The sequence below is a fragment of the Paraburkholderia sp. A1RI_3L genome (assembly GCF_048957895.1).
Classification (GTDB): domain Bacteria; phylum Pseudomonadota; class Gammaproteobacteria; order Burkholderiales; family Burkholderiaceae; genus Paraburkholderia; species Paraburkholderia kururiensis.
This window is the reverse complement of the sequence record NZ_JARCHA010000007.1, coordinates 100,394-120,950: the sequence shown is the minus strand read 5'-3', so window position 1 is coordinate 120,950 and position 20,557 is coordinate 100,394. Positions and strand designations below refer to the sequence as shown.

Genomic DNA, 20,557 nt, shown 5'->3' with positions numbered 1-20,557 from the left:
TTGCTCTTTTCGTATGAACTGAATTCGCGGAACGGTGAAGTTTTGCGGCAACTGAACGACGTGCCGCACACACAGTGCGGCACGCCGACTACCCGAACTACCCATTAAATTTTCTTCGCCGCATCTCTTCTCGACATTCGTCAGAACAGATGCTTGACGCCCACCATGGCGCCCAGCTGCCCCATGCCCGCGCCCGGCGTCGTACCCGCACCGCCGCCGCTCACGGCGTACTTCGCCTTCGCGCTGTTCCACAGATACGAGGTCTGCGCATAAACCGCGGTGCGCTTCGAAAGCGAATACGTGGTGCGCAGCGTAGCCATCGTGGCGCGCGTGTCGTGGGCGGCGTTGACGATGCGGTAGCCTTCGCCGTCGACGGTCAGGAACGGCGTGACGGCATACGAGGCGCCAAGGAAGAACAGGTTGGAATGCGCGCCCGGGGCCGCGGCCGAATCGGTGCTCACATGCCGGCCAACCCAGCCCGCGCCGATGCGTACGCCCGCCACGTTCGCGTAGGCACTCACGTGCGCACGGGCGTCCTTGTCGGCGCTGCTCGTGAAGGCCACGGGCGCCACGCCGTCGAAGAAGTTGGCGGCGGCGCCGGTGCCGCCGCGCTGTTCCTCATAGGAAGCGGCAGCGCCGAACCACGCGCCGTCGTACTTGAGCATCACGGACCAGTCGCGGCACTGCACCGCCTGACCCGGCACCTGGCCCGCGCACGTGCCCTGCCCCGGCGAATTGCCCGTGCCGGCGCCGTCGCGTCCGAACGAATAGCCCGCGCCCAGCGTGACGCCCTTGTACGAGCCGATGTAGGTGACCGCGTTGTCCGCGCGTCCGTTGGGCACATAGGCGTCGAACGAGCCGAGGCCGTAGATGTCCGGCCCGATGATGTCCGCGCCTTGCAGTGCGAGGTAGGTCATCATGTACTGGCGGCCGAAAGCGAGCGTGCCGTAGCTGTTGCGCAGACCCACCCAGGCTTGCCGGCCGAACAGGCGTCCGCCCTGGCCCAGATCGCCGCCGCGCACGTTGAAGCCGCTTTCCAGCGTGAAGACTGCCTGGAGTCCGCCACCCAGGTCTTCGGTGCCGCGCAGTCCCCAGCGCGACGGCATCTCGCCCGTTACACCGGGCATGCGCACCACGTGATCGCCGGCCGCGTTCGCGTGCGAAACGAATTCGACGCCCGTATCGATGATGCCGTACAGCGTGACGCTCGACTGCGCATGCACCGTCGTCGTTGCAGCAAGCGCGCAGCAAGCCCCTGCGCCCAGCAGACCGTTGAGTCTTTTCATGTTGATGTGTCTCCAATCCTGATTGATGTCGCGCTCTGGTGGCGCGTGCGAGGTTGCTTCTTTAGTTGCTTCTTTAGTTGCTTCTTTAGTTGCTTCTTTAGTTGCTTCTTTAGTTGCTTCTTTAGTTGCTTCTTTAGTTGCTTCTTTAGTTGCGTCTTTAGTTGCTTCGGTAGTTGCGTCTTTGGTTGCGCCTGGAATGACCTGCGAAAGCGTTGCCGACGAGCGCGAACGTGGCTGCGTATCAATCGCGTGCCTGCGGGCGACGAATGAGCAGCAACGCCGCCACGGCCGCCACCAGCGTGACAGGAATGCTCGCGCCGATCACCACCGTGGCGCTCTTGCCCGCCGCGAGCAGCGTAGCCGCCGCGAGCGGTCCGACGACCGACCCGAGCCGGCCCACCGCGACCGCCGCGCCCACGCCGGTGCCGCGCATCACGGTGGGGTAATACATGGCGGCCAGTGCATAGAGCACCGACTGCCCGCCGACGATGAACATGCCCGCCGCAAACGCCGCTGCCGAAAGCATGGCGAGGTCGGGCGCAGCGGCAAGCGCCGCGAGCGAAAGCACGATGCCGAGGTACATGCCGCCCACCACACGCGTGGGCCGCATACGGTCCAGCGACATGCCGATGCCGAGCGCGCCCAGCGCGCCGCCCACGTTGAAGAAGATCTGCACGATGCCGATCTGCGGACGGCCAAGCCCGCGTGCGGCCATCAGCGAGGGCAGCCAGTTGAGCAGGAAGTACAGCACGATGAGCGTGCAGAAGTAGCTGATCCACAGCGCGAGCGTGGGGCCCGTGCGCTCGCCGCCGAACAGCGTGTGCGTCACGCCGGGGCGCTCCATGCCCGACGTCGATGCATCGAGGAACGCGCGCGACTCCGGCAGCAGACCGATAAGCAGCGGCACGAGCAGCAGCGGCCCGGCACCGCCCACGTAGAAGATGTGCCGCCACTCGGTATCGCCCGCCAGCAGCACGCCGATCACGGATGCAATCACGCCGCCGAGCGGAATGCCGCAATACATGGTGGCCACGGCGCTGCTGCGCAGCCGCGGTTCCACGGCTTCGGACGAAAGCGCGATCAGGTTCGGCAGCGCACCGCCCAGCCCCAGGCCGGTCAGCGCCCGCACGACCACAAGCATCGGGAAACTCGACACCTGCGCGGTGGCGATGGAGAGCAAGCCGAACAGGCACGCGGAAATGATGAGCACACGCTTGCGGCCGATGCGGTCGGCAAACCGTCCGCCCAGCATCGCGCCGGGCAGCAGACCGAAGGTGCCGGCGCTGAACGCGAGACCCATCTGCGCAACCGTGAGCCCGAATTCGTGCGCCATGCGCGGCGCGGCCACGCCCACCGACTGCAGGTCCAATCCTTCGAGCAGGGCCAGGGCGAAGCACAGGCCGAGCGTGGTCGCCGGCGTGCTTCTCTGCGCAACGTAAGTGTTCATCTCGTCTCCTAAGGCCGCGTGCTGCGCTGGTGGGTGCACGGGCGAATATCGTTCTCGTAACAGCGGGTGCCGGCTGCTCGCTGATGGCGGCGACGCGGGTATTGCCACCGCAACCCAAAGTATCAGGAAGCCTGATTAAGCAACCGAAAAAAAGTCCGCCTCAATGAAGGGCCGCCTTCACGCTTCGGACGACACCTTCATGCAACGAGGGGACGGGATGATTTAATAACAGGCTACCTGAGATTTCAAGGGCGGCGGCGCCGGTGTTAACCCGCAAGACCCCCTGAAAAACGCGGCAAAAAGAGAAGTGACAGCGGAGGAAAGATCAATCGCGCAGGTTGCGCGCGAACGTCTCCATGGTGCGCTGGATCTGGGCCACGTCTTCGGCGCCGAGATCGCCCAGCATGCGGCGCTCCAGCGGACGCAGCACCTGCTCGCACTCGCGCAGCATGGCCGACCCGGCATCGGTGAGGCTCAGCAGGATCACGCGCCCATGGTTCGGATCGGCCTCGCGCGTAACGAACCCGCGGCTCGCCATCACGCTCATGACCTCGTTCGCCGACTGCGGTGTGATGAACGACCGCACGGCGAGTTGCGCGTTGGAAAGCGCGCCGCGCGCCTCGAGCACCGAAAGCGCCGTGTATTGCGCGAGCGTGATGCCGAGCGGCGCGAGCGCTTCGGTCATCTGGCGGCGCAGCAGCCGGTCCAGGTTGCCGATGACGTAGGTGAGCCGTTGCGGCGGCCGTGTCTTCGGCTTCGTCGCGGCGGACCGTGCGGGGTTCTTCGTGCCCTTCGTGTTTCCGGCGCTTGCCGGCTTGGCGGATGTCGAACTCATGGATGGACCGGAATGGAAATCGCGGGCCATCTTACCTCACGGGCGCGGGGCGGCGGCATGGGTGTAATCGCGGCGTCGAGTCGCGCGGTTGAGCACGGCAGGAGCACGTCGGGTGCGCGGAGAAAACCTTTCTGTATACAGGAAAGATGAATTCTCGCACCCATCCTTCTCGTTTACCCGGGATTTAGCGGATTCACTCTTGATTCACTTGCGTCGCTGTATACAATTAGCACCAATCGATTCCTTTCACGACGCAGAACATGGCGATTACCGACGACCCCGCGCTCGACAACAAGGCCGCCACGACCTCGCAGACCGTGCGCGCGCTGCTGGGTCTGCGCGAACTCGTGCTGGGCGGCGAACTCACTCCGGGCGAGCGCATCTCCGAACTGTGGGTGGTGGAGCGGCTGGGCGTGTCGCGCACGCCGGTTCGCGCGGCGCTGATCCGCCTTCAGGAAGAAGGGCTCATCGAACCGATTCTCACGGGCGGCTTCGCCGTGCGCGCCTTTTCCGAAGCCGAGATACGCGACGCCATCGAACTGCGCGGCACGCTCGAAGGACTCGCCGCGCGGCTCGCCGCCGAACGCGGCGTGTCCGCCGCAATGCTGCGCGAGCTGCATGACTGTGTTGACGAGATCGATACGCTCCTGGTCGGCAAGCTGACCGACACTACGTTCTCGCACTACGTGGACGCCAACATGCGTTTTCATCGCCTGCTCGGCAAAGCCGCGGGCAGTGAAGTCGTGGCGCGGCAGATCGAGAAGGTCGCCACGCTGCCGTTTGCCTCCGCGAGTGCGTTCGTGATCGTGCAGTCGCTCGACCCGCGCGCGCGAGAGACGCTCGTGGTCGCGCAATCGCAGCACCGCGCCGTACTGGATGCCATCGAACAGCGCCAGGGCGCGCGCGCCGAGGCGCTGATGCGCGAGCACTCGCAGATCGCCCACGAGAACCTGAAGCGCGTGCTCGACAACCAGCGCGCGATGACGAAGCTCACGGGCGGCAACCTGATTCGACGCGACGCGGGCTAAGCCCATTTCGCGTCTATTTCGCGCCTGCGCCTGTCGGATCTGACTCATGAATGACCCGCGGGTCACCCAGCTTACGGCGTGAGAACACGCCGAGGAGGAGACGAATGTTTCTGAAAGACACGTGGTATGTCGCCTGTACGCCGGATGAAATCGACGGCAAACCGCTCGGCCGGCAGATCTGCGGCGAACGTATGGTGTTTTTTCGCGACGCGAGCGGTGCGATCGCCGCGCTCGAAGACTTCTGTCCGCATCGCGGCGCACCGCTCTCGCTCGGGACGGTGCGCAACGGCCAGCTCGTCTGCGGCTATCACGGCCTCACGATGGGCGCCGAGGGCAAGTGCGTGAGCATGCCGTGCCAACGCGTAGGCGGCATTCCCGCGGTTCGCCGCTACCCCGCTGTCGAACGCTACGGTTTCATCTGGGTCTGGCCCGGCGACGCGGACAAGGCCGACCCGGCCTCCATTCATCGCCTCGAATGGGCCGGGCATCCCGATTGGGCCTACGGCGGCGGCCTGTACCACGTGAAATGCGACTACCGCCTCATGATCGACAACCTCATGGACCTCACGCACGAAACCTATGTGCACGCCACGAGCATCGGGCAGCCCGAGATCGAGGAAGCGCCGCCCGCAACGAAGGTGAACGGCGATACGGTCACGACGAGCCGCTTCATGCACGGCATCCTGCCGCCGCCGTTCTGGGCGGCCGCATTGCGCGCCAAAAGCATGGCCGACAACGTGCCGTGCGACCGCTGGCAGATCTGCCACTTCACGCCGCCCAGCCACGTGATGATCGAAGTGGGCGTCGCGCACGCGGGCAAGGGCGGCTACGAAGCGGACGCGAGCGACAAGGCATCGAGCATCGTCGTCGATTTCATCACGCCGGAAACCGGGACTTCGATCTGGTACTTCTGGGGCATGGCGCGCAGTTTCGCCGTACACGATGCCGCGCTCACCGATAGCCTGCGCACGGGCCAGGGCAAGATCTTCGCGGAAGACCTGGAGATGCTCGAAGCACAGCAGCGCAATCTGCTGGCGTGGCCGGACCGTCCGCTTCTGAAGCTCAACATCGACGCGGGCGGCGTGCAGTCGCGACGTGTGCTCGACCGGCTGATCGACGAAGAGCGGGCCGCGAGCGCTCAAGTCGCCTGACTTCGCTTCGGTTCGCCTTAGTTCGCCCAGGTTCATCGCAGCACCGCCGCACTATTCACGATTCGATGCACCACCGCCTCGCGCGAACGCACTCGTGTGTTCGCGCGGCGGCCTCTGCTTGCCCCGGAAAAACGCCTATGAAGGTCACGCTCACCCGCAAACTCGCCGTCGCCACGGACATCTGTCTCTTCGAACTCGCACCCGCCCAGGGCACGACGCTGCCGCCCTTCACGGCGGGCGCGCACATCGACGTCCACATCGGCGGCGTCGTTCGCCAGTATTCGCTGTGCAACAGTCCCACGGAGCGCGACGTGTACCGCATCGGCGTGCTGCGCGAGCCGGCTTCGCGCGGCGGCTCCGTTGCCATGCATGCCTGCGTGCCGGGCACGACGCTCGAGATCAGCGAGCCGCGCAATCACTTTCCGCTCGAGGCGCAGGCCACGCACAGCATCCTGCTGGCAGGCGGCATCGGCATCACGCCGCTCATGAGCATGGCCGCGCATCTGCACGAAACGGGCGGCCCGTTCGAGTTGCATTACTGCTCGCGCGAGCCGCAGCGCGCCGCGTTTCTCGACCGGTTGGAGACGCCGCCGTTCCGGCATCGCGCGCAGTGCTATTTCGATAGCGATTCCTCGGGCAAGCGTATCGACTTCGCGCAGGTGCTTGCGGGCCCTGAGCCCGGCAAGCACCTGTACGTGTGCGGGCCCGCGGGCTTTATCGAGGCCGTGCTCGCGGCTGCCGCACAGGCAGGCTGGGCGAGCGGCAACGTGCATCGCGAATACTTCGCTGCCGGGCCGACAAGCTCGGCGGCTGGCGCTGCGGGCAATGACGGTCCCTTCCAGGTCTCGCTGGCAAGCTCCGGGCGCGTGGTGGATGTACCGGCGGGCACGTCGATCGTGGAAGCATTGCGGGGATGCGGCGTCGAGGTGCCCGTCTCGTGCGAGCAAGGCGTGTGCGGCACCTGCCTCACGCGCGTGCTGTCCGGCACGCCCGATCACCGCGACGTCTATCTCACGGATGAAGAACGCGCGGCCAACGATCAAATGCTGCCGTGCTGTTCGCGCGCGCTCACGCCGATGTTGGTGCTGGACCTTTGAGGTTCTTTGAGGTTCTTTGAGGCCATGCACGGGCAGAAGATGACGATGCGCTGAACGCGCGGCCTCGCGTTCAGCGCGTATTCAGCGCAACACGTCAGCGCTATCCGGCATTAAACAACGTACGCTGCAGCGGGTAACGCCGCCTTGCATCCCGCCTCGACGAGCGCGAGACGATGCGCAAACGCGGCAAGCGGATAGTCGAAGAAATATGCGCCGGTTGCCTGCTTTTCTGCGTAGAACGGATCGGCGCCGCCGGCTGCAGCCGCGCCGCTCGCCACACCCGCCGCACCCGCCGCACTCACGATACGCAGCGTGCGCGCCCACGCGAACGCGAGCAGAAGCCAGCCGAGCAGCGCGAGATAGTCGCTTGCCACGCGGTACGGTAGCTCGGTGTCGTCCTTGCCCGCGCGTATCAGGTCGCGCGTCACACACTCCACGTCTGCGCACAGCGTGTCGAGCCGCTCGCCCGCCGAGGCCGTGCGGGTATCCGCCGTGTCCACGCTCTCGCGGCAGCGCGACGCTTCCGCGCGTAGATGAGCCAGCAATATCTGCAAGCCCTCGCCGCGATCGGTCATGACCTTGCGCGCGAGCAGGTCGATGGCCTGAACCTCGTTGGTGCCTTCGTACAGCATCGATACGCGGCTGTCCCGCACGGTCTGTTCGATGCCGTATTCGTGGATGTAGCCGTAGCCGCCGAACACCTGCAATGCGTTCGACGCCCCGGCAAACCCGTTCTCCGTGAAGAACGCCTTCGTGATGGGCGTCAGCAGCGAAGCGAGCGTTGCAGCCTCCTGCCGGGCCGCGGCATCGGGATGATGCGCGGCCACGTCGAGCCAATGCCCTGCCCAGTAGCCGATGGCGCGCTCGCCTTCCACGATGGCGCGACCGTCGAGCAGCAGGCGCCGTATCGCAGGATGCGATGCGATGAGCGCCGAAGCACGCGCATCGGCAGCCGAAGACGAAGCCACCGCCCGCCCCTGCACGCGTTCGAGCGCATACGCCGACGCCCGCTGCCACGCGCTCTGCGCATGCCCCACGCCCTGCATCGCGACCTGCAGGCGCGCCGCGTTCATCATCACGAACATCGAGGCGAGCCCGCGATGCGGCTCGCCCACCAGCCAGCCCAGCGCGTTTTCGAACGCCATCGTGCAGGTGGGGCTCGCCTTGAGCCCCATCTTCTTTTCGATGCCTTCGCACAGCACGCCGTTGCGTTCGCGGCCCGCGAGCGTATCGATCCACTTCGGCACGACGAAGAGCGAAAGCCCTTTCGTGCCCGGCGGCGCATCGGGCAAGCGGGCGAGCACGAGATGCACGATGTTCTCCGTCATGTCGTGCTCGCCGCCGGTGATGAAAATCTTCGTGCCGCTGAGACGATAGCCGTCGCCCGAAACGTCGGGCACGGCGCGGGTGCGCAACAGGCCAAGGTCGCTGCCCGCCTGCGGCTCGGTCAGGCACATCGTGGTGAGCCATTCGCCGCTCGCTACCTTCGACAGGAAGTCGCGCCGCACGCGTTCGGAGCCGTGCGCCTGAAGGCACGCGGTGGCACCGTGCGTGAGACCGGGCGACATGAGCCACGCGTGGTTCGCGGCCGCCAGCATTTCCTGCAACGCGACGTCGAGCAGTTGAGGCAGGCCCTGGCCGCCGCAATCGGCATCGAGCGCGAGCGTGGGCCAGCCGGCCTCCACGTATTCGCCGTAGGCCTCGGCAAAACCCGACGGCATGGCGACCTCGCCGTTATCGAAGCGGCAGCCTTCCAGGTCGCCGCTCGCGTTGAGCGGCGCGATGCGTTCGTGAACGAAGCGCGCCGCTTCATCCAGCACCTGCTGGGCCGTGGAAAGATCGAGATCGGTCCATTGCGGCACCGTGCGCCACAGCGATGGCGCATCGAGCCACTCGCCAATCACGAAATTCATGTCGCGCAGCGGCGCGCGGTAATCGAGACTCATCGTGCAGACCTTTGCTCAGAGTCAGAGGCGTGCAGCCTGGTTGGCGAGGATCACGCCAGCGTCGGTCGCATCCGTCCCATACATCGCTTCGACCTGCGCCGCCCGCTGCGTGAGCACGGCGCGCTGGTTGATCGAGCCTTTGTCCGTAATCTCGCCAAGATCGAGGGAAGGCGGCACGTCGAGCAGCAGCATGCGCGTGACGAACGTCGCGCTGCCCGTTGCGCTGCGATTGAGGTGTTCCAGCAGATCCGCGAAGAACGCGCGCACGGCGGGCGCCGCCAGCACGGCGCGCGCATCCGCGTCGGGCGGCAAAGCCGCAAGGCGCCGGCAGTCGTCGAGACGCGGGAAGATCATCGCGCCCACGTCGTCGCGATTCATGCCCGTGATGACGGCGTCCTGCACGTAGGGTGCGCCCGTCGACACGATGCGTGCCCGCATGGGTCCCACGCTCACGAACGTGCCCGACGAAAGCTTGAAGTCCTCCGCAATGCGGCCGTCGAACATCATGCCGATCTCGGGATGCTCGGGGTCCACGAAGCGCACAGCGTCGCCGGTGCGGTAGTAGCCTTCTTCATCGAACACGTTGTGCTGTTCGGCCTGCGTGGCGCGCCAGTAGCCGGCCATGACGTGCGGGCCGCGAAAGCGCGCCTCCAGCTTGCCGTCCACGGGCACGAACTTCGCCTCGCAACCGTGCGCCGGCAGCCCGATATATCCCGCGCCCGAATGCGGCCCGGTGGTGAACATGCACGAGGGCGACGTCTCCGTCATGCCGAGCCCGGCCATGATGCGGATGCGTTCGCCGCAATACTGCTGCGTCACGCGTTCGAGCCGGTCCCACGCAGCCTGCGAGAGCCCCGCGCCCGCGAAGAAATACATCTTCACGCGCGAGAAGAACGTGGCGCGCAACTGCGCGTCTTGTTCGAGCGCGATGGTCAGTTCTTCCCAACCCTTCGGTACGTTGAAGTAGACCGTGGGCGCGACTTCGCGCAGATTGCGCAGCGTCTCGTCGAACTTGCCGGCCACGGGCTTGCCGTCGTCGATGTAGAGCGTGCCGCCGTTATAGAGCACGATGCCCACGTTGTGACTGCCGCCGAACGTGTGGTTCCACGGCAGCCAGTCCACCAGCACGGGCGGCTCCAGACCGAATTGCGGGAACGTCTCCAGCAGCATCTGCTGGTTGCTGCACAGCATGCGGTGCGTGGTGGGCACCGCTTTCGGCAGTCGCGTGGAGCCGGACGTGAAGAGAAATTTCGCGATGGTGTCGGCGGTGAGCGAGGACTGCACGGCGTCCACGGTGGCGGGCACCGTATCGAGCAGCGACGAAAGATGCGTCACGCCTTGCATGCCGGCGGGCGCGGAGGCGACCACGCGCTCCACGTCAGGCGGCACCACGGCGTCGAAGGCGCGCGCGAACGCGGCGCCGTCGGACGCGAACACGAGGCCCGGCGTCAGCAGTTCGAACGCATGCCGCAACTTGCCGAAGTCGCTCGACACGAGCGAATACGCGGGCGAAATGGGCGCATGCGGAATGCCGGCCCACATCGCGCCGAACGCCATCTGCAGATGTTCGAGGTCGTTGCCCGAGAGAATGGCCACCGGCCGTTGCGCGGAAAGACCGCGGTCGAGCAGCGCCTGGCCGATGGCCCGCGCGCGCGCCAGCATCTGCGCGTAGGTGATGCCGATCCACTGACCGTCGGCGCCGCGCCGTGCCACCAGCAAGCGGTCGGGATGGCGCGCGGCGCCGCTCGCGAGCCGGTCGGTAAGGCAGCGCGGATAGTCGCCGAGCGGCGCGTCCGCGCGCACGTACCAGCAGCCGTCGCGCGTTTCGATGCGCGGCGGCGTGGAACCGATCGCGACTGACCGGTACGGCACGTCCGCCAACGGCTGCGGGCCGCCGGCGCCTGTGCCCAAAGGGCTTGCATACGCATCCAAGGCGTGTCTCCTGTCTGCATGCCGGCCGGTGCGCTCACGTGCCGGCATGCAGATTCGTCGTGTTGTTATGTTCGTGGGTGCAGACGGGTACGGTCTGCCTGACCGGGTCTGCCTGACCGGGTCTGCCCGACCAGGTCTGGTCCGAACCGGTCGGAACGAGGCGGCCCGTTCAGATCGGATAGTGACGCGGGCCGGTCTGAACGGTGATCCAGCGCAGGTCCGTGAATTCCGCCACGGACGCCTTGCTGCCGAACCGTCCGTATCCGCTTGCCTTCACGCCGCCGAACGGCATCTGCGCCTCGTCGTGCACCGTCGGGCCGTTGATGTGGCAGATACCCGACTCGATGCGCTTCGCCACCTGCATCGCGCGCGCGATGTCGCGGCTGAACACCGCGGCCGAGAGACCGTACTCGCTGTCGTTCGCGACGGCGAGCGCTTCGTCGTCGCCGTCCACGCGCTGCACCGTGACAACCGGCCCGAACGATTCGTCCGCGTAGAGCTTCATGGCAGGCGTCATGCCGTCCACGATAACAGGCTGCATCACCGCGCCCGTCACCTCGCAGCCCAGCGGCAGCGCGGCGCCGTGGGCGCGTGCGTCTTCCACGAGCGCCTTGATACGCTGCGCCGCGCCCACGCTCTCCAGCGTGCCGAGCACGACGCCCGGCGCGGCAGGGTCGCCGGCCTTCAGCGTGCGCGCCTTCGCCACGAGCTTCTCGACGAAAGCGTCCGCCACCTTGCGGTCGACAATCACCCGCTCCGTGGACATGCAGATCTGCCCCTGGTTGAAGAACGCACCGAAGGCGACGGCCTGCACGGCGGCGTCGAGGTCGGCGTCGTCGAGCACGAGCACCGGCGCCTTGCCGCCCAGTTCGAGCAGCGCAGGCTTCAGATTACGCGCCGAAAGTTCGGCCACGATGCGGCCCACGCGCGTGGAGCCCGTGAAGTTCACGCGCTTCACGGCAGGATTCGCGATCAGACGTTCAACGATGGCGGGCGCGTCCGCGGCAGCATGGGTAACCACGTTCACAACGCCATCGCCCAGACCCGCATCGTGCAGCACGCTGCCGATCAGGCGATGCACGCCGGGACAGCCCTCGGAGGCCTTCAGCACCACCGTGTTGCCACACGCGAGCGGCATGGCGAGTGCGCGCGTGCCGAGAATCACGGGCGCATTCCACGGCGCCATGCCGAGCACTACGCCGCAGGGCTGGCGCACGGCCATGGCGAGACTGCCGGGCACGTCGGAGGGAATCACGGCGCCGTCGATCTGCGTCGTCATGGCCGCGGCCTCGCGCAGCATGTTGGCCGCGAGCATCACGTTGAAGCCGTACCAGTTCGGCATGGCGCCTGTTTCAGCGGTGCCGATGGCAATGAAGTCGGCGGCGCGGGCGTCCATCAGGTCGGCCGCAGCGGCAAGCCGCTTGCGGCGCTCAGTGGGCCCGAGCGTAGACCACGCCGGGAAGGCGCGCGCGGCGGCGGCCACTGCGGCGTCCGCATCGGCCAGCGTGGCGGCCGCTGCGCGCGACACCGGCTGCCCGCTCGCCGGACCGATCCGCTCGAACGTTCCATGGTCCGACGCGCCGCGCGACACGCCGTCGATCAACAAGCTCACCTCGTGCATTTCGATGTCTCCGCTCAGGTCTCGTCTGCTCTGGTCTTGTCCGGTTGCGTCCGGTATGGCGTCTTAGCGCCGGTAGCTTTGCAGGCCGGGCTTGATGCTCTTGTCGTCGAGGAACTGCTTGAGGCCCTGCGCACGGCCGCCTTCGGGGTCGCGGTAATTGGCCTGATCGAGCTTGGCGTACAGGTAGTCTTCGTTCTGCTCCCACGTGAGTTCGCGGCAGCGCTTGAAGCCATGCTTCGCGTTACGCAGCACCACGGGATTCTTGTCGAGCAGCTTCGCGGCCAGCGCGCGCACTTCTTCGCGCAGTTCCGCGCGCGGCACGCTCTTGTTCACGAGGCCCATTTGCGCCGCCTGCTGGCCCGTGAAGGTTTCGCCCGTCATGATGTAGTAGAGCGCCTGGCGGTGCCCCACCGTATCGGCCATGGCCTTGCTGACGAGGTTGCCCGGCGGGATGCCCCAGTTGATTTCCGAGAGGCCGAACACCGCTTCGTCCGCGGCGATGGCGAGGTCGCAGGCCACGAGCGGCGAGAACCCGCCGCCGAAACACCAGCCGTTCACCATCGCGATGGTGGGCTTCGAATACATGCGCAGCAGTTGCCACTGCCAGCGGCTCGCGTCGCGGCGAATCTTTTCCTGAAGAATTTCAGGACCGGCATCCACTTCGCGGAAGTATTCCTTCAGGTCCATGCCGGCCGTCCACGCGTCGCCCTCTCCCGTCAGCACGAGCACCTGGGCTTCCGGGTCCAGCTCCACCGTCTCCAGCACGTTGGTCATCTCGGAATTGAGCGTGGGGCTCATTGCGTTGCGCTTTTCCGGCCGGTTCAGCGTCACCCACGCGATGCCGCCCTCTACCACCACCTTGACCGTGCTCCAGCGACCTTCGTAACTCATCGTTTCTCTCCATGAACAATGCCGCGATTGCGACTTGCCACCAATTTACTATCAGGCTACCTGATATGTAAAGCGCCATCGACGCGCCTTGGGACAAACCCCTAATCGGGTGCGAACCCTCCGTTCGCTGCGTCATGGAAGCGTCGGCAAGGACGCAAAACGAAACGCCCCGGCAAAGCGGGGCGCAAGGCGTATGGGAAGTGTTTTGTACGTGTGCGGAAAAGCTTAGGGCGCGCTGGGCGGGCCTCAACCAGGCATCAACCAGACATCAACCCGGCATCAAGCGAATCTCAAAACAGCCGTCACGCCACAACGCGCTCCGCGAAAACGGGAATCTTGATGCGCACGTCCTGCGCGATACGCAGGAGCGCGGCGGCCGCGTCGATTACGCGGTGTGCCCCGAGCGTCGAAAGACAGTCGCTGCGGCTCGCGAGGTTGCGCTCGCAACCCTCCTGCTCGCACGGCACGCAGCCGCCGTTGCCCTGAATCAGCCACACGTTGCCTCTTTGCGCAGAGCCGACGAAGGTCCACGGCGTGGAACCTGTCCAGCCCTTCGGCCAGGGGCCCCAGCGCATCGGGTTCGAGGGGCCAAAGAGCGCGATGGTGGGCACCCCGGTCGCCGCGGCCACGTGCGTCGTGGAAGTATCCGGGCCGACGAACAGGCTCGCATGGCGGATCACTTCCGCCGTCGCACCGAAGCTCAGTTTGCCGACGAGATCGATCACCTCGACGCCCGCGTGGCTTGCCACTTCGTTCGCGTACGAGACTTCCTCGGCGTCCGCGCCGCCCGTGAGCACGGGCGCGTAGCCGTGCGAGCGCACGAAGCGGATGAGCGAGGCCCAACCTTCCACGTGCCAGCGCTTGTACTGGTACTTGGGAAACGTCTGGAGGACCACGTACGGCTTGCCGGCCGCAGGCGCGAGCAGCGAATCGAGATGCGCCCGCTGCTCCGGCGCGCCGCTCATTGCGGGCGGCACCACTTCGAACGAAGGCGAAATGCCGAGCAGTTCCGCCACCGCGGCACCGCTTTCCACCACATGGATCGACGCGTCATGCTCCACGGCGAACCGATGCAGCAGCCGCCGGCGCGTCCAGCTCCTGCCCGACGCGGCCACCACGCCCACCCGCTTGCGCCCGGCCATCCAGCAGCAGAGCATGGCCACACTCGACGTCTTCAGCGAGCAGGCCAGGTCGTACCGGCGCCATAGTTTGTGCACCACACCGAGGCACGCATCGAGATTCGCGCTGCGCCGCACGGCGATGACGCGCCGAATGTCGGGATTGTTTTCGAGCGCGCCACCCGTGCCCTCGAAAATCAGCATGTCGATCTGCGCGCCCGGCCACTTCGTCTTCAAGGCGCGCACCACGGGCGTGGTGAGCACCACGTCGCCGATGCGGGCCGTACAGATGACGAGAATGGTCTTTGGTGGAGCGGCCTCAGAAAACAAAGCCGCCATCGCACACCCCGTTGGTCTGTTCATCCATCCGCTTTCTCCAGAATGCCGCGGATGTCGTCCTGTCGCGCAGAAAACGTTGGGTCCGCGTGGCGCATCACGTATGTGTCACGTGTTGATTACCGACTTCTGATGCGCTCGCGCGACTATACGACAAACACAAATTTCCCGTGGTCGGCGCCGACAGCAAACCGCCACATTTTTGTCATCTGGAAAGGGAGCAGCGTTAGCGATGCGGATAAAAGCCGCCTCAACCGTGCCGCCTCAACTGCGTCGCCGCGATGGCGCGGGCCCCGTCGATTCGCGCACCACGAGTTCGGGGCCGCGCACTGCGTACATTTCCTGCGTCGGCGCCGTGCCTTCCACCATTTCGAGCGCGAGCGTAATGGAGCGCGCGGCGATCTCCGCGGTCGGAAAACGCACGGTGGTGAGCGCCGGGCGGAACTGGTGGGAAAGCTGGATATCCGTGATGCCGATCACGGAAAGGTCGTTGGGCACGCGTTTGCCGAGATCCGCCGCGGCCTGCATTGCGCCGATGGCCATCAAGTCGTTCGTCGCAAAGAGCGCGGTCACCGCGGGGTGCTTGCGCAGCAGCGCCATGGCGGCTTCGTAGCCGCCCTCGATCGAATCGCGCGTGCGCGCCACGAAAAGCGACTTCGCCGCATGACCGCGCGCCGCGAGTCCGCTTTCGAAGCCCGCCACGCGCACCGTTTGCGGGCCACCGGACCCCTCCCCCACGAGCGCGCCGAACTTGCGGTGCCCGAGTTCCGAGAGGTGGCCGGCGGCGAGCGCACCCGCCGCGGCGAAGTCGACCGTCACGCAGGGCAACGCGCGCGAGGGCTGCACGTGCTCCCACATGCATAGCACCACGGCCGCGCCGCGCCCCGCCACTTCGATCAATTCGCGCTCGGCGAGGTCTGTGTTCATCACGATCACGCCGGCGGCGAGCGTGCCCGCAATCTGGTCGAGGTAGGCGCGCGTGATGGCGGGGTCGTCGTCGGTATTACAGACCAGCAGGAAATAGCCGCGCTTGCGCGCCTCGCGTTCGGCCGCGAGCACGAACTCGGGGTAGAACGGATTGGCGATGTTGGACAGCATGAGCGCGAGCGTGGACGTACGGCCCTGCGCCAACGCACGCGCGGTGAGATTCGGCCGGTAGCCGAGTTCGCGGATGGCGGCCATCACGCGTTCGACGGTTTCGGGCTTCACCTTCTGCGGATTGCGCAACACGTTGGACACGGTCGCGCCGGTTACTTTCGCGCGCCGCGCGACTTCGGCCAGGGTCACCATCGCGTGCGCGCTCCACGCTCGGGAAATCGCGCCACGCACGTGGTCATAGCGTTACTCATATGCTGGGATGGCGTTTCAAAAAGTTGCACCGCTGAAATCGCTGCGCTAAGTTCTGCTCCACAACGACTTGCAGGAGACGACATGGTACGGCCGCTGCTGGACTTTGCAACACAAAAATTTAAGCGCTTAAATCGCAGCGCAAATTGCGCGAGTTATTCGATGCAGCGCCGCGCCCCGCTGTCCGGGAGCAAGCGATGACCACCATCTCGCTGCGCCATGTCTCGAAGCAGTACGGCCAGCACCGGCCCGTCTTACAGGACGTCAACCTCGACATCGGCGACCACGAGTTCTGTGTGTTCCTCGGGCCGTCCGGCTGCGGAAAGTCCACGCTGCTGCGCATCATCGCGGGGCTCGAAGAGCTCACCACGGGCGAACTCCTGATCGGCGGCGAGCGCATGAACGACACGCCGCCCGCGGAACGCGGAGTCGCGATGGTGTTCCAGAGCTATGCGCTTTTTCCCCACATGACGGTGTTCGACAACATCGGTTTCGGCCTGCGCATTGCAGGCACGCCGAAGGACGAAATTCACCGCCGCGTGCAGGAAGCTGCGCGCGTGCTGCAACTCGAAGAACTGCTGGAGCGTCGCCCGAAGCAGCTTTCGGGTGGACAGCGCCAGCGTGTTGCCATTGGCCGCGCCATCGTGCGCGAGCCGAAAGTGTTCCTCTTCGACGAACCGCTCTCGAATCTCGATGCAGCCCTGCGCGGACAGACGCGCATCGAAATCGCCCGGTTGCACGGGCGCTTTCGCGAAGCCAGCTCGGTCTACGTAACGCACGATCAGGTGGAAGCCATGACGCTCGCCGACAAGATCGTGCTGCTGCGCTCCGGCGAAGACGTGGCGCGCGAAGGCAGCATCGCGCAGATCGGCGCGCCGCTCGATCTCTACCATCGCCCCGCCAGCCTTTTCGTGGCCGGCTTCATCGGCTCGCCGCGCATGAACTTCCTGCCCGCCACGATTGCCGCGGCGCACGGCGACACCATCGAACTGCGTCTCGACGCCAGCGGCGAGGCTGTCACGCTGCACGATCGCAGGCCGCAACGAACGCTCGCCGCAGGCGAACGCGTCACGCTGGGCATCCGCCCCGAGCACCTTTCGCCCATGCCGCCGCGCGACGCCGCGCAGGCCGGCACGATCACGCGCACGGTGCTGCTCGTCGAACAACTGGGCGAGGCTGCTTACGTGCATCTCGACCAGCCGGGCGGCACGCCGTTGCTCGCGAAGTCGCCGGGCACGTCGCCGCTGCGTGAAGGCGACCGGCAATCGTTCCATTTACCCGAGGGCTTGTGCCATTTGTTCGACGCAGCAGGCAAAGCCGTTTTGCAGAGCCGTGAGGTGCTGGCCGTCGCGTAAGAGAAAAGCCGTCCACACGTAAAACACACCAACTGAAGGAGACAACGAGATGAAGCTCAACGCACGTGCGCTCGCACTGGCCTGCCTCGCCGGCGCTGCTTTCACAGCAGCTACGGTGGCTGATGCAGGCACGCTCACCGTCAACGTTTCGGCGCGCGGCAATCAGCGCGCGACCTGGCAGGAAGCCTTCGATCAATTCAGGAAGGCCAATCCCGATATCGACCTGAAGGTGACCTACGTGGGCGAAGAAGCCTACAAGGTGCAGATTTCCGGCTGGCTCGCCACCGACCCACCCGACGTACTGAGCTGGCACAACGGCGAGCGCATGGCGTACTTCGCGAAGCGCGGCCTGCTCGCAGACCTCAGCAGCGACTGGCAGAAAAACGACTGGAACCAGACCTATGCCTCGGTCAAGCAGTCGTCGAGTTATGCCGGCAAGCAGTACAGCCTGCCGCTCGGCTACGACGCCTACGGTTTCTTCTATCGCAAGGACCTGTTCCAGAAGGCCGGCATTTCAGGCGAGCCCGCAAGCTGGGCACAGTTTCTCGAAGACTGCCGCAAGCTGAAGGCCGCGGGCGTGGCGCCCATCGCCGTGGCCGCACGCGACTCGTGGACGCTTGCCGCGTGGTTCGACTACCTCGACCTGCGCATCAACGGATACGCGTTTCACCAGCAGTTGATGGCCGGCGACGTCGCTTATACGGACCCGCGCGTGAAGCACGTGTACGAAGCGTGGAAGACGCTGATCGACAACAAGTACTTCATCGACAACGCACTCTCGTACGACGTCGATTCGGTTGGCCCGCTGCTCGTGAACGGCCAGGCCGCCATGATGCTGATGGGCACCTTCTTCTCCGCCGGCTTGCCCGCGGCCACGCGCAACGAGATGGGCTATTTCCGCTTCCCCGTGATCGATGCCTCGGTGCCTGTGGCCGAAGACGGTCCCGTCAACGTGCTGATCGTGCCCGCGAAAGCGAAGAACAAGGCCGATGCCCGGCGCCTGCTCGCCTTCATGGGCACGCCGCAAATCAACGGCGAACTCGCGAAGGGCTGGGGCCAGCTGCCGTCGAACAACAAGGCGCCCGAGCCGCAGGACCCCATCTCGAAGGTCGGTTTCCAGACCCTCTCCAGCACGACGGGCGGCATCGCGCAGTTCTACGACCGCGACATGACGAAGGAAATGGCCGACGAAGGCATGAAGGCCATGCAGCAGTTCTTCTCCGACCCGACGCAGATCGATTCGATCTTGCAGCGGCTCGAAGCCACGCGCAAGCGCATCTACAAGAAGTAGCCGCGCAGCAACCGGCGGAGCGATGCGCGCATCGCTCCGTTCATGAACCGCTGGAATCTCACTCATGTCGCTTACCGCCATTCATCGGGCGCGTTCTCAAGCGCCACGCTCCGCCGCGCGCAAGCCGGTGCCGCTCAGCCGGCGGCGCACGCGTGCCGCACTGCTGTTCCTGCTGCCCGGCTTCGCGCTCTTCGCCGTGTTCGTCATCTATCCGATTGCGAGCAGCATCAGTCTCAGTTTTCACCACTGGGACGGCATGACGGCGAAGAGCTTCGCCGGGCTCGACAATTACCGCGAGCTGTTCGCGTCAGACACGTTCTACGTGGCGCTCAAGAACAATCTGATCTGGCTCGTGCTGTTTCTGCTCGCGCCGCCCGCGGGACTCGCGCTTGCGCTGTATCTGAATCAGAACGTGTTCGGCATCCGGCTTGTGAAGTCGCTGTTCTTCGCGCCGTTCGTATTGCCGGGCGTCGTGGTGGGTCTCGTGTTCTCCTGGTTCTACGACCCCACGTTCGGCCTGCTCAAACTGATCGTGGGGCACGGCATTCCTGTGCTGGGCGATCCGCACTACGTCACCTACGGCATCATCTTCGCCGCGCTGTGGCCGCAGATACCGTTCTGCATGATTCTTTATCTCACGGGGCTCACCGGCATCAACAGCGAGATCATCGAGGCTGCGCGCATGGAAGGCGCGCGTGGCTTCACGCTGCTGTGGCACATTATCCTGCCGCAATTGCGGCCCGCCACCTTCATGGCCGTGATGCTCACCGTGATCGGCGCGCTGCGCAGCTTCGACCTCATTTCCGTGATGAGCGGCGGCGGACCCTTCGACAGTTCCACCGTGCTCGCGTACTTCATGTACGACCAGGCCATCAAGTACTACCGCGAAGGCTATTCGGCGGCCATCGCCGTGGTGCTCTTCGCGATCATGCTCGTCTACATCGTCTGGCAACTGCGCCGCCTCGTGCGCGTCGAATCGTAAGGAATCCGCCATGTATCCGATGCCCGTGCAACGGTGGCGTCCCGCGCCGCGTTTCATCTATCGCCTCTCGCTGCCGGTTGCGCTGCTGCTCTGGCTCGTGCCGCTCATCGCAGTGCTCGTGACTTCGGTGCGCTCCACCGACGAGCTTTCCGCAGGCAACTACTGGGGCTGGCCGAAGCATTTCGCCTTCTTCGAAAACTACGGCACGGCGCTCACGCAGACGCCAATGCTCCACTACTTCTGGAACAGCTGCCTGATTACGCTGCCCGCTGCGGCGGTGTCGATCTTTCTCGCCTCGATGGCGGGCCATGCGCTGGCGAACTACCGCTTTCGCGGCAACGCCGTGCTGCTGGGGCTTTTCGTAGCGGGCAATTTCGTGCCCATCCAGATCCTGATGATTCCGGTGCGCGAATTGATGCTCGGGCTGAATCTCTACAACACGGTGTGGGCGCTCGTGCTCTTTCACGCCGCGTTTCAGACCGGCTTCTGCACGCTCTTTCTGCGCAACTTCATTCGCGAACTGCCGTACGAGTTGATCGAAGCGGCCCGCATCGAGGGCGCGAGCGAATGGAGCATCTACATGCGCGTGGTGCTGCCGCTCGTCCGGCCCGCGCTTGCCGCGCTGGCGATTCTTGTTTTCACGTTCGTCTGGAACGACTACTTCTGGGCGCTGTGCCTCACGCAAGGCGACGACGCCGCGCCCATCACCGTGGGCGTCGCTGCGCTGCGCGGGCAATGGACCACGGCATGGAACCTCGTCTCCGCCGGTTCCGTGCTTGCGGCGCTGCCTTCGGTGGCGATGTTCTTCGCCATGCAGAAGCACTTCGTGGCAGGCCTTACGTTCGGCGCGACCAAGGGCTGACACGCGAACGGCAAGCTCTTGCCGCATAACCA

General features: G+C 65.6%; 16 protein-coding genes. 7 read left to right on the top strand and 9 right to left on the bottom strand.

Translation table 11 applies throughout. From position 1 onward, the window contains the following. Nucleotides 1-140 precede the first annotated feature (140 nt). From PXJ20_RS19685 to PXJ20_RS19675, 3 genes are all read right to left on the bottom strand, one after another. Nucleotides 141-1,286, bottom strand: a complete 1,146-nt coding sequence (locus PXJ20_RS19685; protein WP_126879142.1) for a porin — start codon at nucleotides 1,284-1,286, stop codon at nucleotides 141-143. A 241-nt stretch (nucleotides 1,287-1,527) separates the two neighbouring features. Continuing rightward, nucleotides 1,528-2,733 carry a 3-(3-hydroxy-phenyl)propionate transporter MhpT gene (gene mhpT / locus PXJ20_RS19680; RefSeq protein ID WP_277598551.1) on the bottom strand — a complete coding sequence of 402 codons (1,206 nt, stop codon included), beginning with the start codon at nucleotides 2,731-2,733 and terminating at the stop codon, nucleotides 1,528-1,530. A gap of 325 nt (nucleotides 2,734-3,058) precedes the next feature. Beyond that, entirely contained in the window at nucleotides 3,059-3,568 is a 510-nt protein-coding gene (locus tag PXJ20_RS19675; RefSeq protein WP_017775187.1) for a MarR family winged helix-turn-helix transcriptional regulator, read from the bottom strand. 260 nt (nucleotides 3,569-3,828) lie between these two features. On the opposite strand from PXJ20_RS19675, the gene PXJ20_RS19670 reads away from it, so the two are divergent. The 3 genes from PXJ20_RS19670 to PXJ20_RS19660 all read left to right on the top strand — a co-directional run bounded on the left by PXJ20_RS19670 (nucleotide 3,829) and on the right by PXJ20_RS19660 (nucleotide 6,844). Then, nucleotides 3,829-4,596 (top strand): GntR family transcriptional regulator, encoded by a 768-nt coding sequence (locus PXJ20_RS19670; RefSeq protein ID WP_421031971.1) that lies wholly within the window; start codon nucleotides 3,829-3,831, stop codon nucleotides 4,594-4,596. Between the two features lie 104 nt (nucleotides 4,597-4,700). Then, nucleotides 4,701-5,747, top strand: a complete 1,047-nt coding sequence (locus PXJ20_RS19665; RefSeq protein ID WP_421031970.1) for a Rieske 2Fe-2S domain-containing protein — start codon at nucleotides 4,701-4,703, stop codon at nucleotides 5,745-5,747. Nucleotides 5,748-5,884: 137 nt separating this feature from the next. Next, nucleotides 5,885-6,844, top strand: a complete 960-nt coding sequence (locus PXJ20_RS19660) for a PDR/VanB family oxidoreductase (RefSeq protein WP_421031969.1) — start codon at nucleotides 5,885-5,887, stop codon at nucleotides 6,842-6,844. Nucleotides 6,845-6,954: 110 nt separating this feature from the next. On the opposite strand, the gene PXJ20_RS19655 is transcribed toward PXJ20_RS19660, so the two are convergent. The 6 genes from PXJ20_RS19655 to PXJ20_RS19630 all read right to left on the bottom strand — a co-directional run bounded on the left by PXJ20_RS19655 (nucleotide 6,955) and on the right by PXJ20_RS19630 (nucleotide 15,978). Then, a complete protein-coding gene (locus PXJ20_RS19655) occupies nucleotides 6,955-8,790 on the bottom strand; it encodes an acyl-CoA dehydrogenase family protein (RefSeq protein ID WP_421031968.1) in 1,836 nt (611 codons plus the stop codon). 21 nt (nucleotides 8,791-8,811) lie between these two features. Next, nucleotides 8,812-10,770: a feruloyl-CoA synthase gene (locus PXJ20_RS19650; RefSeq protein WP_421031967.1), complete on the bottom strand. Its 1,959-nt coding sequence runs from the start codon at nucleotides 10,768-10,770 to the stop codon at nucleotides 8,812-8,814. Nucleotides 10,771-10,891: 121 nt separating this feature from the next. Next, nucleotides 10,892-12,343: an aldehyde dehydrogenase gene (locus PXJ20_RS19645; RefSeq protein WP_421031966.1), complete on the bottom strand. Its 1,452-nt coding sequence runs from the start codon at nucleotides 12,341-12,343 to the stop codon at nucleotides 10,892-10,894. A gap of 63 nt (nucleotides 12,344-12,406) precedes the next feature. Beyond that, on the bottom strand, nucleotides 12,407-13,234 hold the full coding sequence (locus PXJ20_RS19640; protein WP_114814455.1) for a p-hydroxycinnamoyl CoA hydratase/lyase: 828 nt from the start codon (nucleotides 13,232-13,234) through the stop codon (nucleotides 12,407-12,409). Nucleotides 13,235-13,536: 302 nt separating this feature from the next. Beyond that, nucleotides 13,537-14,715, bottom strand: a complete 1,179-nt coding sequence (locus tag PXJ20_RS19635; protein ID WP_421031965.1) for a glycosyltransferase family 9 protein — start codon at nucleotides 14,713-14,715, stop codon at nucleotides 13,537-13,539. Nucleotides 14,716-14,952: 237 nt separating this feature from the next. Further along, nucleotides 14,953-15,978, bottom strand: a complete 1,026-nt coding sequence (locus PXJ20_RS19630) for a LacI family DNA-binding transcriptional regulator (RefSeq protein WP_199540792.1) — start codon at nucleotides 15,976-15,978, stop codon at nucleotides 14,953-14,955. 254 nt (nucleotides 15,979-16,232) lie between these two features. Between PXJ20_RS19630 and PXJ20_RS19625 the strand changes: the two genes are divergently transcribed. From PXJ20_RS19625 to PXJ20_RS19610, 4 genes are all read left to right on the top strand, one after another. Further along, nucleotides 16,233-17,390, top strand: a complete 1,158-nt coding sequence (locus tag PXJ20_RS19625) for an ABC transporter ATP-binding protein (protein WP_421031964.1) — start codon at nucleotides 16,233-16,235, stop codon at nucleotides 17,388-17,390. Nucleotides 17,391-17,439: 49 nt separating this feature from the next. Then, the gene (locus PXJ20_RS19620; RefSeq protein ID WP_421031963.1) at nucleotides 17,440-18,681 is read left to right on the top strand and encodes an ABC transporter substrate-binding protein; all 1,242 of its coding nucleotides are present in this window, start codon (nucleotides 17,440-17,442) and stop codon (nucleotides 18,679-18,681) included. 64 nt (nucleotides 18,682-18,745) lie between these two features. Further along, the gene (locus PXJ20_RS19615; RefSeq protein ID WP_421031962.1) at nucleotides 18,746-19,663 is read left to right on the top strand and encodes a carbohydrate ABC transporter permease; all 918 of its coding nucleotides are present in this window, start codon (nucleotides 18,746-18,748) and stop codon (nucleotides 19,661-19,663) included. A 10-nt stretch (nucleotides 19,664-19,673) separates the two neighbouring features. Beyond that, nucleotides 19,674-20,525: a carbohydrate ABC transporter permease gene (locus PXJ20_RS19610; RefSeq protein WP_017775174.1), complete on the top strand. Its 852-nt coding sequence runs from the start codon at nucleotides 19,674-19,676 to the stop codon at nucleotides 20,523-20,525. Nucleotides 20,526-20,557 lie beyond the last annotated feature (32 nt).